The 14,033-nt window shown below is 51.5% G+C and carries 9 protein-coding genes; 4 read left to right on the top strand and 5 right to left on the bottom strand.

Going from position 1 to position 14,033, the window contains the following annotated elements; genetic code table 11:
* Positions 1-124: 124 nt before the first annotated feature.
* Positions 125-1,096, bottom strand: a complete 972-nt coding sequence (gene trfA, locus H559_RS21165) for a plasmid replication initiator TrfA (protein WP_028453826.1) — start codon at positions 1,094-1,096, stop codon at positions 125-127.
* A gap of 222 nt (positions 1,097-1,318) precedes the next feature.
* Here trfA and H559_RS0118010 point away from each other — a divergent pair, with 222 nt between their 5' ends.
* Together H559_RS0118010 and H559_RS0118005 are read left to right on the top strand one after the other, a co-directional pair.
* Complete coding sequence (locus tag H559_RS0118010) at positions 1,319-2,464, top strand: ParA family protein (protein WP_155845487.1); 1,146 nt, start codon at positions 1,319-1,321, stop codon at positions 2,462-2,464.
* Positions 2,461-3,483 carry a ParB/RepB/Spo0J family partition protein gene (locus H559_RS0118005; RefSeq protein WP_028453823.1) on the top strand — a complete coding sequence of 341 codons (1,023 nt, stop codon included), beginning with the start codon at positions 2,461-2,463 and terminating at the stop codon, positions 3,481-3,483. The genes H559_RS0118010 and H559_RS0118005 overlap by 4 nt, the downstream gene beginning before the upstream one ends.
* 113 nt (positions 3,484-3,596) lie before the next feature.
* Here H559_RS0118005 and H559_RS0118000 read toward each other — a convergent pair whose 3' ends face one another.
* From H559_RS0118000 to H559_RS0117990, 3 genes are read right to left on the bottom strand one after another with little or no spacing between them, the layout of a single operon-like run.
* Positions 3,597-3,932: a hypothetical protein gene (locus tag H559_RS0118000; RefSeq protein WP_028453822.1), complete on the bottom strand. Its 336-nt coding sequence runs from the start codon at positions 3,930-3,932 to the stop codon at positions 3,597-3,599.
* 43 nt (positions 3,933-3,975) lie between these two features.
* Positions 3,976-7,746: an AAA family ATPase gene (locus H559_RS0117995; RefSeq protein WP_028453821.1), complete on the bottom strand. Its 3,771-nt coding sequence runs from the start codon at positions 7,744-7,746 to the stop codon at positions 3,976-3,978.
* Entirely contained in the window at positions 7,743-8,990 is a 1,248-nt protein-coding gene (locus tag H559_RS0117990; protein WP_028453820.1) for an exonuclease SbcCD subunit D C-terminal domain-containing protein, read from the bottom strand. Before H559_RS0117990 ends, H559_RS0117995 begins: the two co-directional genes overlap by 4 nt.
* 248 nt (positions 8,991-9,238) lie before the next feature.
* On the opposite strand from H559_RS0117990, the gene H559_RS0117985 reads away from it, so the two are divergent.
* Together H559_RS0117985 and H559_RS0117980 are read left to right on the top strand one after the other, a co-directional pair.
* A complete protein-coding gene (locus tag H559_RS0117985) occupies positions 9,239-10,570 on the top strand; it encodes a hypothetical protein (RefSeq protein WP_028453819.1) in 1,332 nt (443 codons plus the stop codon).
* Positions 10,571-10,734: 164 nt separating this feature from the next.
* Positions 10,735-11,628 carry a WYL domain-containing protein gene (locus H559_RS0117980; protein ID WP_028453818.1) on the top strand — a complete coding sequence of 298 codons (894 nt, stop codon included), beginning with the start codon at positions 10,735-10,737 and terminating at the stop codon, positions 11,626-11,628.
* Between the two features lie 107 nt (positions 11,629-11,735).
* Here H559_RS0117980 and H559_RS21160 read toward each other — a convergent pair whose 3' ends face one another.
* Entirely contained in the window at positions 11,736-13,754 is a 2,019-nt protein-coding gene (locus H559_RS21160; protein ID WP_211230976.1) for an AAA family ATPase, read from the bottom strand.
* Positions 13,755-14,033: the final 279 nt, after the last annotated feature.

The raw sequence follows: 14,033 nt of genomic DNA, 5'->3' as shown, positions 1-14,033 counted from the left end.
AACATTCATAACGGCATGTTCTGCTGATACAGCGACCCGTTGTGAATGGTGAATCAATGACAGTTGTGATGGTACTTTTGCTTCTAGTAGGTGTCGCGGATTTCAACATTCATAACGGGTTCTACTACAACGGCAATTTTTCATCGGGACTTGGCAAAGCCGCTTTGGTTTGTTTCTTAAGGGTCACATGAAGTTTCGCTTTGACTCCAGTGCCTTCGATTTGCCAATCAAGAAGAAAGCCTACCTTGATCAAAACTGCCAGTGCTACTTCCAACTGTTGCTTGAACCGATAGACATCCTTTGTCTTGGTCTTTGACAAGGACATCAGGGTAGTCAGCAGCATTGGGTATGGTTTGCCGCTGTGATTCGAATAAAAACTATGTGTCCACTGAGCCAAGCGGTTTCTTGTTTTCTGGATGGTTTGCCGCGTAGTCCAGTTGTGTACACTGGTGAGTTCGGGACGGAAAATTTCCAGGATACGGCGGTCAGCTCTAAACTCAATTTCACCAGTTGAGTTGCCAGATTCATCGTCGATGTAACGCAGGTGATCCAGAAAATTCACGTCGTTCACATCAACTACTTTCTCACCACGATAGCGTTGCTGGATGCGCAGAGTGGCATTCCTCAGCCTGGTAATTGAAGATTTCAGCCGGAAGTACGCAGGTTTACTATCACCCCAGTCCAGATCCTTCAGAAGTCGATACGGGCGTGTGCGTTGTGTCAGATCATCCATTGGCCGGTCACGTGACAGAAACACAATTTGCATCCAAAGTGTCAGGTCATCCTGAGTCAACTCTTCGCCGGTGTAGTAGAGGATAATGTCATCAGTACTGAAAATTTCCTGGTTTTTCATGAACGGCATGGCTGGCAACATTGGTTGCCCCAAACGATCAAGTTCACCAGTGAAGCTTGGAGGGCGTGAAGTACCAAAGAGTGCGCTTTTGGTCAGTGCGCTTGCCATAGGTCGTGCTGATTCGCCCCAGAAGAGGTCTAGCTGCTGAGACATTGGGCGCAAAGCCATCCTGGCTTTTGCTTCTTCTGCTCTATCCTGTAGCGCCGCAAGGGGAGCTTTGGGCAACTTTTTGTGGTCTTCCATTGGCGTTGTACGCTCTGTTTTTGAGTAAAGAAAGAGTAAAACCAAGAGTAGCGGTTGTGGATTGTTGTAAATTCCCCAATGTAATCAACGTTTTGACTGGCCCAGTCTACTCATTGATAACGGGAGATTTACTACAACCACAACGGTACTGATCACAAATCACAACGGTAAAAACACATCCATAACGGTACTGATCTACATTCAGAACGGGTTAGTTACTGAGTGAAGAACTCGCTAGTAGTTGCTGATTTACAAGTTTTTTTTATTATTCCCCTATGTAAACGACAACGCAAGCGTTACAATAATCGTGAAATTTCTTCGATTATTGGAGAGTGCATTGTGGAGAAAATTGCATTCCGTTCTGCTGTCGCTGTTGAACTGGCTGGTGTCCCCAAGATGGACTACTACAAGATCCGACAGCTTACTGGCCGGGATTCCGAAAGCGTTCGTAGCGCCAGGGCGGACTATACCCCTGATGATGTGAGAACACTGAAGCGCGCCCTCATTGAGGGCTTTGCTGCTTGGCAGGATTCGGATAAACATGTTCCTTTGGTTGCTATCCGTATGTCGAAGGGCGGGGTAGGCAAAAGTACAATCTCAACCAACATGGCGATTGCGACTGCCATGCGTGGTTATCGAGTGCTGGTCATTGATCTTGATCCGCAAGCTTCGACCACTGAACTCTTTGGCGTCGATTCTGAGAGTGATGTACGCACTGTGGTCTCTGGTGTACTGGAAGGTCATGCACTCAAAGACTGTGTTTATTCCATGTCCAACGAGGCTGTGCTCCACCTGATGCCTGCTGATCAGCTGGTCGCACATTTTGATCCCAAAGTTGTTGCAGTAGCCCACCGTGAACACTTGCTTGAGAAATTTCTTGAGCGTAATCGCGATTACATCAAGGCCAATTACGACATCATCTTTCTCGACACAGCTCCAGGTTCATCTTTCTTGAACCTCAATGCATTGGTGGCCTGTGATCTGGTTGTCGCGCCCATGTCGATGGATGGCATGAGCCAAAAAGCACTGAAACTGCTGCGCACTGAAATCATGGAACTTAAGGATTGGCTGGGTGTTGATCGCCAGGTTCTGTTTGTCGCAAACAACTATAACAAATCCCAGACGCACAGCCGGCAGAACTTGGAGGCCATGCAACATGGGTTCGGTGATTACTTGGCCAAGGCAGTGATTCCTGCCAATGTCAGCGTGGCACGTCAGATTAGTGGTGGTATTGCTCGTCCTGTAATTCTTTCAGAACCGAACCGCCCCGCTTCGTTGGCGATTCATCAACTAACCCGGCAGATTCTGCGAACCGTCGGTATGTATGGCGTTGATCCAGATCCTGTCGATGAGGAGGCTGACGAATGAAAGGCTCAATGTTCTCTGCTCCGGGCGCAACAGTAACGCCGAATCCCGATCTGGTCCCGTTTGGAGCAAAACCTGGTAAAGCTACATCGCAGCGCACTTCGACTGAAGTCATCACTGAAATCGGTGACGAAGCGGTGTTGGATCTACGGATTGATACGCTGATTTCCAATCCTTATAACTCCCGTCATACCTACGATTCATCGGAGTATCAGCAAAACATCATTGAGATGGCTGAGTCGCTGGATCACAATGGTCAGCTTTCGCCGATCCTAGTGACGCAGTTGACCGATGAACTCCGTGAGCTGATCAAACTGCGTGGTGATGAAATTAGTGCTGCCGCACAGTATGTGGTCATAGATGGTGAAACCCGCCTTCGCGCATTGCGCCATAGCGCTAGGTTGGAGGCAAGTCAGAGCCCTGGGTCTCGGATGCCAACGATCCGTGCGATCGTACGGCTTGGACTGCTTCCGAAGGATCTCTACGAACTGGCATTCGTAGCGAATGAGCAGCGCAAGGGGCATAACGATGTGGATCGTGCTATTGGCTGGCGGCGTGTCCTTGATGAAAGCGTGTACAAGGATGCTGCCGATTTGGCTACGGCGCTCGGGGTCAGTGACACACTAATTAGTCTGGTAATGTCATTCTGGCAGGTTCCAGAAGAGGTCCGGAGTTTTGCCAAGGCATGCCCGAGTGTGTTTTCTGCCCCTACTCTGGGCGAAATCCGCAACATGCAAAATCAGCTTGGCAGCGATAAGGCAATCGAACTGGCCATGGCCGTGATGGATCGCAAACTCTCACAGCGGGCAGTAAAAGCTGAAAAGACCAAGATGATATCTGCACACCGTGCAGCGGCAACACGTTACCAGGGGTATCAATATGATGGCCGTGGTGAGAATGGCCTTCATGTAAAGGCCAAAGAAAAGTCCGTGGGCAGGATAGATATTAGTCTGGTAGGCGTTTCCGAAGCTGTGCGTGAAAAATTGGCGCGCTTCCTTGAAGAGTTGGCTCCAGAACATTAGGCACTTTAAGCGCTTAAATACTTACGCTTCAATGTAAGGTTTTAAGCGCTTAAAACAAAAAGCGGATGGGTTTTCCATCCGCTTTTTGTTTGTAGAGCAGGCTGAGAAAACGCTTAGCCCAGATCCCAGACGCTGATCAGGAGGGGCTGCTCGGCTGTGCATTGGTGGATGAGTGGCATGTTGAGTTGTTTGACGGCTGAGCTTCTTGCTGTGCCGCTCTGCAGGCTGAGCAGGATCGGCAGCACAAAGGACGCCTTGCTGCGATACTCCTCGCACAGATGGCTGCGCTGACTGGGTAGTTGCTCGGCCTCACCTGCCGCTACCAGTTTGCTGATCCAGTGAAGCCCTGTTACTGGCTCTTCCCAGCTTGCCAGCAAAAGGGGGCTTTGCTCCGTGCCCCAATCCGGAGGCACGGAATCAACCGTGATTACAAACCACCAAGCACTCATAACTAACTCCTGATTTTCCGGCAGTGTGCCGTGCGTGTGGGTTTCACTGGCCAATACGGACAGTACTGGCACCATCCCTTTTCCGATCAACGCGAATCTGTACTTCGATCCGTTCGGTCATATCTTGAACATGTGTAATCACGCCAACTTTACGACCTTGTGCTTGCAGCGTATCAAGTGCACCCATCGCCACTTGCAGTGTGTCTACATCAAGGCTTCCAAAGCCTTCGTCAATAAAGAGCGATTCGACTTCCATACGTTCTGCCGCGAGCGAGGCCAGGCCGAGCGCCAATGCGAGCGATACCAGGAATGACTCTCCGCCAGAAAGCGAGAATACGGAACGAATCTCGTCACCCATATCCTGATCGATAATTTGTAGTGCCAGATTGTTTGGAATGCGTTCCAGCCGGTAGCGTCTGTTCAACACATTCATATGCAGGTTGGCATGCGCAAGCAAAATATCCATCGTGAGTTGCTGAGCCTGATTGCGGAATTTCTTGCCATCCTTGGAGCCGATCAGTTCGTTCAACCGCTGCCACCGTGATGACTCCTGGCGTTGTTTCTCGATGGTATCCCGCAAAGAGACGGCGGCAAGTTGCCGATGGTCATCCTCATCACGAAGGTGCTGAAGGCGAAGCATCTGTTCCATGGCCGTTTCGCTAGCATGACGAGCAGTTTCCTGCCGGCTTTCCCAGTCCGTTTGGCTTCCTTCTGCTGGATGATGTTGCATATGCTCATTGCGTCGCGTCTGCAGGGCATCTAGTAATGTCTGCTGATCGCGCACGGTTTGATCGATTGTTTCGAGTTCAGACTTCAGTGCGTCGAATTCTGCTGGATCGCAGGTCAACAACTGACGTAGTGTGGCGATGTCATGAATACCTGAGTGTAATCCTTGCTCCATCAGCCAAGTAGCAAGGGCCCTACTGGTTTCGTGACGTTGGATTTGTAATTGAACTGATTGTTGCTGCAATGTAAGTGATTTACTTTCCACGCCTTTCAAGGCTTCCCGAACTGCTTGACCCTGTTGAAGGGCTTGCTGGTGCGCCTGCTCTGCCCGCTGTGCCTCCTCGACTAAGCGGCCTTCAACATGGTCGGCATCTTCGCCGTTGAGAACTGTGCTGCGCTGTTGTTGAAGCTCATCCAGGACCGATTGCAGTTTCGCGCTTTCACGATGGCAGTTTTGTGCCTGAGTCTGCTGACTGTGCATGGTGGCCTGGAGACCGCTCAATTCGGGTTGTTTTTGCTGCCACAGTTGTGTGGCTTCAGCCAATTCCCGCTCATGCTGAAGGTAGCTGGATACATGCGACTCGATGTCGCGGGAAAAGTCATTGGGACCGGCTAGCCATTGCGCTTGCCAATCCTCATGTGTTGCGGTGCTAAAGGCCCCGACCAGTTGAGACATCAGTTTTGTGCACAGCGATTCTTGACGCTGGAGCAGATCTTGCTGATGTGCAATTTCTTTTGATCGGTTTTCAATGGCTTGCTGGCACCGTGCCTGAACCTGAGTGGCTGCTTCACAAGCCTGCCGGGCTTTTTCGACATCCTGTTGCAGTTGATCGATTTCACGCTGGCAGGAGAGTGTCTCATCGATGCGCTTCGTCAGGGTGGCCAAGTCTAGCTGCAACTGGTCAATCGTTGACTGGATGGCGACGACACGATCATTCTCAATAATGTCATGCCAGGGTTGCCCAGCAGTGAGCCATGCCTGTGCGCTCGCGGTGATCGCCGCTTTGCTCAGGCCTTCCGCTTTCACAAGCTGCTCTAATTGCTGTTCGTTCCGTGCCAGGTTCTGTGCAACCTGTTGTTGTTGAACACGTAGTTGATTGATGGTGGTCTCGAGCTGTGCAACTTGTGCTTCGGCCAGTGTCAGAACTCGTTCAATACCGGGGTCGCTTTCCCGGTAGGGATGGGTAGTGCTACCACAGACCGGACATGGTTGGTCGCTATGAAGGGTGGCTCGAAGCTGGTCTACATCGTGACTGCTGGCAAGGCGTGTCTGCTGAAGTGCATCGATGTCGGCACGCAAGCGGTCTTCCAGCGCCTGCAACTGCTGTTGCAAACTCGTGTACTCGTGGGTAAAGCTTGTTTTTGTTTCGTTGCCAATATGGATTTGATTCAGCAGCGTAGCATGCTCAGCTTGATCGTTCTGCCAGTTGCTCCAGATGGCCAAGGCCTCTCGAGCATGTTCCAGCTGCTCGGTGATTCGAGACTGCTGTTGTAGCAATACGGCTGGATCATCACTCAGCTTTTGCCGTGAGCGACGAAGTGAGGTTTCGCAGTGTTGGTGCAAGGCCTGGCGATCTCGTACTTCCTGATCTGCCATTGCGAGTTGCTGTTGCAGTTCAGGCAAGGTTTGCTGCTGGGTAGTGATCGTTGCCAGTAGTCGCGTTTGTTCCTGTTGTGCCTGACCGGCATCAATCAATACGGTCTTCCACTGGGCCCAGTGATTGGCAAGCTCTGACCAATTACTGTTCTCCTTGAGCCAGGTCTGTGTTGTGGTGATGCGCTCTTGTAGAGCGGAGAGTTCTGACTGCAGTAAATCCTTGGCGGCAGTGCTGGCTAGCAATGCCTGCTCCGCCTCGGCGGTATGTCGATTGGCTTGTTCGACTTGGGGCCGGGTGTGCTGAATTCGAGTGTCCAATTCGCGTGCAATCAGCAATTCAGGCTGGGAGTTCGCAACGGATTGTTGGGCCTGTTCACGATGGAGTGAGGCATGTTGTATTGCCGTATTGGCATCCTGCAACTGCTGTTGCTGCTCCTGCAATGCGGTGGCTGTTTCAAGTTGCTGCGCATCATTTGTGTGAACCTGCTCCTCAATCACATCGTGTTGACTGAGCAAGTGCCGTGCTTGCGATGCCTGTGTCAGTTGTGCCAGTCGCGTTCTTTGCTCCGTGGTATCGTGCTGTCTTTGCTGCGCCGCTGCGAGTTGGTTGAGTGTCTGCTGTTGTTCTGCATCCAGTTTGTTCAAGTTGTTGAACCATTGCAGAACGATCCCTGCATGTTCCAGTTCCTGCTGGCGTTGTTTGAGGCTTCCTTGCGCATCCGCGTATTGCTGCTCAAGTTGTGTGCGTTCTTCTGCCGTCATTGGTTCGCCCTGCGCAAGTTGATTGAGCAGTAGAGCGAGCTTCTCTTCTTCGTCCTTGTTACGTGTGAAGGCAAGCATGGATATCCGGCTATAAATTTCTGTTCCGGTCAGTGCCTCCAGCAAGTTGGCACGTTCATCATCCTTGGCTTTGAGGAAGGCACTAAATTCATTCTGTGCCAGTAATACCGATCGTGTGAATTGGTCGAATGTCAGTCCAAGGCGTTGTTCAATCTCTTTGAGTGTCTCTGAGAGTTGTGTCGACAGGATCTGCAGTGTGTCGGGCTTGCCTGTGTCAGGATTATTCCCTTCCTGAATTGTGGCTAGACTCATTTGTACATTTTGCAGTCGTCCATCAATCCTGCCTCGCGCGCGGCTGACGTGCCAATGAGCGCGATAGCGTTGCAGATCATTGGCAAGAAAATCCACTTCGGCCCATGCCTCGCTGCAGCGGCGGCGTAGTAGATTTCCGGTTTGATATTGGTTGAGTGTTTCATCGCCAACATCCTTGAGTGCACCACTGCGACCAGCCAGCTGATAGGCTTGTTTGAGCCGTGGTGTGTCATTGAACAAGGCCAGGCACATGGCATCCAGCAGCGTACTTTTCCCCGCGCCAGTGGGACCGCTGATGGCAAACAGACCGGTATTCAGCAAAGGTTCACTGGTGAAGTCGATGGCAAACTCACCGGACAACGAGGCAAGGTTCTTCCCGCGAATGGCTAGGATTCTCATGCGTGGATCTCCTCATGCAGAGCGATTGTCGCCAGCTCATCAAAGGCGGCCTGCAATTCAACGGGCGGTATTTCGCCATATTTGATTTCATAGATATTGCGAAATACATGTTCTGGATGGAGTTGCTGCATCCCATCCAGGCCATTGACGAGCAATACGTGTTCCGGGTTTTCTTGTCGGATCACTTGGGCATCAATCCTGACCAGCCGGACGGGTTTACCTGTCAAGACTTCTTCAATACGCCGTCTTAAGTCTGGTTCAGGTTGTGTTAGAGCGACGCGGACTTCCAGGTAGGGCTGCACGTCAAATGGCACCTCTACAAGGTCAAGTGCGGACAGCACTTCCAGAACTTCTTCAATGTCCGCGCGCTGTTTGGGTAATCGCAATAAAGGAACCGATCGTGGTATCGGCAAGGGCGTGATGCTGTCGGGTTTGCTTCCAGCAAAATCGATCAGCACGACCTGGTGCACATAGTCTGTTTCAGTGAAGGACATTGGTAATGGGCTGCCGCAGTAGCGGATGTGCGGGCTGCCAACTTGTTGAGCCTTATGCAGGTGCCCTAACGCGATATAGCTGAAAGCCTCGCCGAAAATGCTGGCAGGTAAAGCCTCATTGCCACCAACAATCAATCTTCGCTCGGAGAGTTCCGATACATCGCAACCGACTAGATGCAAATGTCCAACACCAAGAATTGGGGCATCAATTTTCCCTCTTAGCGTGATGGCATGTTGCAAGGCCGCGTCATATAGCGCTGCGACGCCATCCTGATAACTATCTTGAGCTTCTGGAATGCGAGGTAGATCTGCAGGACGCAAAAAGGGCAAGGCCACGCACCAGCCTGATGGCCTTGATTTATCAGGCCCCAAGGGCAATACCAGTCGACTAATGTCGATATCCCCTGCTTCATTGCGCGGGACGGTGCCGATGAGGGTTACACCAAGCTCTCGCAAGATCGGAGAAGGAGCTTCCAGGCGATGAGCGGAATCGTGATTCCCTGCCGTGACGATTATGTCCAGGTTAGCCCGCTGCTTTAGTACCGCGCTGACAAAATGATAGAACTGGCGCTGAGCCGTGGCGGAAGGATTCGCGGTATCAAATATGTCTCCCGCGATGATGAATACGTCGGGCTGATAAATATCTAGCTGCTTCAACAACCAGGACAAGAAATGCTCATGCTCAACACTGCGTTCATGGCCATGAAAGGTCTGGCCGAGATGCCAGTCTGAAGTGTGCAGAAGTCGCATGGTTAGATTCCCTGAGGGTTGTTTTCGATGCAGCTACACCAACTATACGAGATCAAAATGATCGCGACAAATAATTTAAATGATGCTAATGTGAGTGTGTGCCCGTCGTCACAGAAGATAGCGAGCATCGAGTAGCTCACTCCATTGGCACTACCCCGAGAGGAGGTCTGCGCGGGTAAGGACTAATGGCTCATCTATCGATACCAGAATCGATGCCCGGAAAATTCGTGCTTTGCTGGAGAAATGCCATGAGCAAAAACGAGAATCTGTTTGCAATTGCGAATGATGCCAGCCTAGGGGCCGCCATTCGATCCTGTCAGAACCGGCTCGTCTATATTGCACCAGGGATTACCGCGACTTTGGCCGCGGCTATCGACGAGCTGCTACAGCGTGCAGAACCGCCCGCCATAACCGTCATCATCGATACCGATCCGGAAGTGTGCCGATTGGGTTATGGAACGGAAAAGGGACTGAAGCTTCTTCATCGGGCCGTTAAAGAACGCCACATGGTTTTGCGCACTCAGCCAGGTATCCGCCTAGGCGTGTTAATGAGTGATGAGCAATGTTGGGTTTATACGCCAACGCCATTATTGATTGAAGCGGGCTCCGATCGAGAAGGGCAGCCGAATGCGATGCTGCTTGGTAATCCCGACCTTATCCACGCCGTCGCGATGGCGACCGGAGCAGACGGCTTTGCCGAAGAAGATATCCCCTTGCCGGGGCAAGCTGAAATTGGTCGTTGTTCTGCAACAGAAAGTGCAATTCAGGAAACTTTGCAGGACCTGCAGCAGTTACCACCGAAGCCCTACAATCTTGCGCGTATCGAGCGTGTGTACACCAGCAAGCTTCAGTACGTCGAAATGGAAGTCAGTGGTTACAAGCTGTCCGCCCGTCGAGTTCAGGTCCCGAATGACTTGCTCGTGGGAAATGACAAAATCTTGGAGGAACGCCTTCATAACAGCTTTGCGCTGCTTGAAGGGAAAGAGTCCCTCTTGGTGGAGATTGCCGCGGAAAATCCCCGAACCGGGTTACCTGTCTTGGATGATGCAGGAAATCCGAAAATGGTCGTGTATTCAGAGAAACAGATTGATGAGGACCGCAAGGCGATTGCCAAAGATTTCCTGACGACCATTCCTGGGTATGGCCAATTGATAAGTCGCGCCCGCCGTGAGGCATTTGATGTACGTATCAACTGGTTCAAAAACCGGATTGAGGCCTATCGCGATAGTGTGTTCCGCAGGTTGGATGAGGCCGTGAAACAGTCTGTCGATGAGCTTGTTGAGGCACTGCTGCCGACTATCAAACGCGCTCCGCCAGAACGGTTGCTTAAAAATTGTCTTGCTCATGAGCCGACTGATCAGGATCTGCGCGAAGCGCTAAAGGATGAATTGCATGGTGTTTTCAAAACAGGGGAAAAGTTCTTTGTGCCGTCGGTCAAGGTGATTTTCAAAGATCTCACCTATGAAACGATTCAGGATGAACTGTTTCGGCAGTACGTAGAAGCCTCGTTTAAGGGGCTGCGCGCCTCGGATTTCTTTACCGAGTTTGATGCCGCGCCTGAACTGTCGGTTGTGGATTGATCTTTCAAAGTGGGGCTCAGCCTTTCTGGGCATTAAGGTCTTGTTTTCCCGAAGAGGCGGAAGGGGTCGATGCTGCATTTTGCGATCATTAGTCATCAAAATGATGATTATGCGACATCGCTAATGTAGCATTGTGCGACAAAGAAAAACCAAAATGGTGCGCAATGACTCAGTCCATAACCGAAGAACAGCTAGCGGCGCTAAGCCATAACCAACGCGAACGTCTGACCTATCTGGAGTTCTGCCTGTATTTCCTGGGAGAGTTTCGGCGGGCAGACTTGATGGCGCGTTTCAGTATTGCCTCTGCGATGGCAACCCGCGACATTGGCCAGTACAAACTACTGGCAGAACACAATCTGGAACTTCATCAGCCCAGCAAAGCCTACCGTATTTCCAGGCAGTTCGTGCCGGTGTTCGAACATCGCCTTGAACAAGTCATGGGTGCGTTAATGCAAGGGGAGGGCTATGGCGTTGAAAGCACTGGCGAGGCGATGCTGCCTTGCGAATACCCCAGCATATTGAACCGGCCGCAATTGCCCATCTTGGGGGCTGTTACTCGAGCAATACGTGCCCAGAAGCTGCTACGTATTCGATATCACTCAGCCAGTAGCGGCGAGCAGGAGCGTGTAATCGCACCATTTGCAATCGTTGATAGTGGATTACGCTGGCATACCCGTGCATTTGACCGGCTACGCGAGAGTTTCATCGATCTGGTTATCACTCGGATCGTCAATGCTGAGGTGCTTGATGATTATCCCAAGAAGCATGAGCTGCCGACCGCTGACATTCAGTGGAATCGCGTGGTCGAACTAGAGTTAGTACCTCACCCCGCGCACAATGATGCTGCGATTGCCGAGCTCGACTATGGAATGGCGAACGGCGTACTAAATGTGCATGTTCGTGCTGCCAACGCCGGTTATATGCTTAGGCGCTGGTTTGTAGATTGTTCGCCAAATCATGCCTTACAGGATGAAGCTTGTCGTCTATGGCTTCGCAATGGCATCGCTTTATATGGTGTTGAGAGCGCCAAGTTAGCTCCTGGGTATGATGGGCCCTGATGCAGTCATTATGCTCGCTGGCTCCATCATACCTTGGTGCATATTGCAGAAATCAGTTGTGGGTTGAGTGGTTTTGTGAACTTCAGCGTTGAGTTTGCGGTGAGGTTCTAACTGAGGAAACCCATCTTCATCGGCGCTTCCACCTTATGCCGGCACTCCTTTTCCAACGCGCTAACCAGTTCAGATGCACGCTGGAGTGGGTTAAAGCGTGACTGTCGAAACACGGCCGCAAAATCGCCAGGAGTCAATGTACGAAGCATACCGAGGCTCTGCAAATCGTGCCCCGATGGTTCGGTCAACCCGAGAGAATTACAGTAGCGCAGCAACAATTCCTGTGACTGCCTAGCATCCAGATAATCGAAACGTACCTTCAGATCGAAGCGGCGCATCGCCGCGTGATCGAGATCGCCCATCAGGTTGGTCGATGCAATCAGAATCCCACGATAGCGCTCGATTTGTGTCAGCATCTCATTAACCTGGGTAATTTCCCAGCTGCGCTGGGCCTGCTGTCGATTCTGAAGAAAACTGTCCACCTCATCGATAAGTAGTACTGCGTTTTCTTCTTCAGCTTCATTGAAGCTGCACGCAATGTTCTGTTCGGTACCTCCGACATACATTGAGAGCAGGTCCGATGCACGTTTAACAAGCAGTGGGCGCTCAAGTTGCTCAGCAAGCCAGCGGCCAAAGGCGGTTTTACCTGTGCCCGGTGGTCCATATAGGCACAGACGGGCAGATGGCGACAATTTGAGCCGTTCGGCAATTGCAGCAAGATCCGCATCGGCACGGATAAATCGTGGATCATATTCTGGCGGTGCGGATTCCCTGTTGACGTCCGGCAGCGGCACTTGGTATTGGGCTTTCAGTGCGCTTCGAATCAAGGTCTCGAGTGCTTGGCCAGGAGGCATGGCATCGGGCTGCTCTGCAATAGTGGCTACCACATTAGCTGTCCGCATCAAAGTAGCGGGACTGAGATCGCTGGACTCTGCGAGCCGACCAATTGCAACATCGTCCAACCACAGACCTGCTTGGCGCGTAATGAGTTCTCGGCGATAGGTCCTGGGAGGGGCGTCCAGTTCGATGATCATATCGAATCTGCGCAAAAAAGCCGCATCCAGCCCTTGGATCCGGTTAGATACCCAGAACGTCGGGAGGCGGTTATCTTCAAGCATGCGGTTCATCCATGCCTTATGAGATTGAGCAATGCTGTGCTCTTGCTGCCGGTCATTGAAAACATCTTCCACCTCATCAAAGAGGAGGAGGGTTCCGTGCTGTGTAAAGAATCCCTGTGCGCTGCGGTAGGCTCTCAAGCGAGACTCGCCACTGATGGGATCGCCTTCATCGTCATCACTGCTGATTTCGTAGAGCGCAACACCAAGATGGCAGGCAATCGCACGAACCAACTCACTTTTCCCTGTGCCAGGCCGGCCATGCAAAAAGATATTCACTCCCTGCCGATGTTGAGCAATGACTTGTCGGAGATAGGGGAGCAGCAGAGACAGCTCTTTATTCAGATAGGGATAATCAGCAAGCGTGAGTTTTGGCTGCGGTGATGGATTGACCATTCCGCGCAACAGATCGATCAGGTGTACATCTGGGATTTGCGCCTGATCGGCAAAGGCTCTGGATAGCAGGTCGAGTTTTCCCCTCAACATCGTCATGTTGTTTTGGTCGATACTGACAAGGCCTGTGCGGGCCAGTTTGCCATCGCGACGCAAGGCTTGTGAGACTGCTTTATGAGGTTGCTGCAGGATTGCTGCAACCGCTGAAACCAGTTTATTGCTGCTGAGGACGCCGATTGTGTCACCAGCATCATCCAGCGTTTCTTCGGTATGAAGAAGCACCGTGAATGCCAGAATCCAGCGTTCAGTGTCATTCAGTCCCGCAAGGCTACTGAGCATGTCCAAATTCTTTTGGAATGAGGCTGGCAGAATATCCGGGCTTGTACTGACTTTTTTTTCTGCCTGCGCGTGGACATTCCGCAGGGCAAGCAGAGCTTCACTCCGCTTGTATTCCACTCCGATATCCGTTTCGGCGGGATAGCGAAATCCGATGCGCGCAGCAAGCCGTGTTTGACGGACACTGTCTTTCCCAAGAAACAGCAAATGACCATCCAGAAGGATGAGCATCCTCAGAGACCAGAGGCACACAAGTGGGTGGGCTGGGCTCGCACCCTCAGTATCTTCATCATGGAAGTGCGGCATGAGTATTCCTCCATCGGTTCGTCAACGTAATGATGAAGGATATTCTGGACGTTTAATGTCCATTGGTAAGGGCAAACTGAATATCAATTACTGTCTTTACGCTTGCGTGGGCTTTGTTGCACAAATCGGCACGCATCCTGCTTGATCTGACCACATCACCCCCCAATCCGTCATCAGCATGAGCAAACCAGCCCCGCCAAAGTA

Origin of the sequence: Chitinilyticum aquatile DSM 21506 (assembly GCF_000430805.1) — a bacterium.
GTDB lineage: Bacteria > Pseudomonadota > Gammaproteobacteria > Burkholderiales > Chitinibacteraceae > Chitinilyticum > Chitinilyticum aquatile.
Note: the sequence above shows the minus strand (reverse complement) of the source record. Positions and strands in the feature narration are given on the sequence as shown.

Coding starts and splice junctions, on each gene's coding strand:
- trfA (WP_028453826.1), bottom strand. CDS start 1,096: ATGGAAGACCACAAAAAGTTGCCCAAAGCTCCCCTTGCGGCGCTACAG.
- H559_RS0118005 (WP_028453823.1), top strand. CDS start 2,461: ATGAAAGGCTCAATGTTCTCTGCTCCGGGCGCAACAGTAACGCCGAAT.
- H559_RS0118000 (WP_028453822.1), bottom strand. CDS start 3,932: ATGAGTGCTTGGTGGTTTGTAATCACGGTTGATTCCGTGCCTCCGGAT.
- H559_RS0117995 (WP_028453821.1), bottom strand. CDS start 7,746: ATGAGAATCCTAGCCATTCGCGGGAAGAACCTTGCCTCGTTGTCCGGT.
- H559_RS0117990 (WP_028453820.1), bottom strand. CDS start 8,990: ATGCGACTTCTGCACACTTCAGACTGGCATCTCGGCCAGACCTTTCAT.
- H559_RS0117985 (WP_028453819.1), top strand. CDS start 9,239: ATGAGCAAAAACGAGAATCTGTTTGCAATTGCGAATGATGCCAGCCTA.
- H559_RS0117980 (WP_028453818.1), top strand. CDS start 10,735: ATGACTCAGTCCATAACCGAAGAACAGCTAGCGGCGCTAAGCCATAAC.
- H559_RS21160 (WP_211230976.1), bottom strand. CDS start 13,754: ATGCTCATCCTTCTGGATGGTCATTTGCTGTTTCTTGGGAAAGACAGT.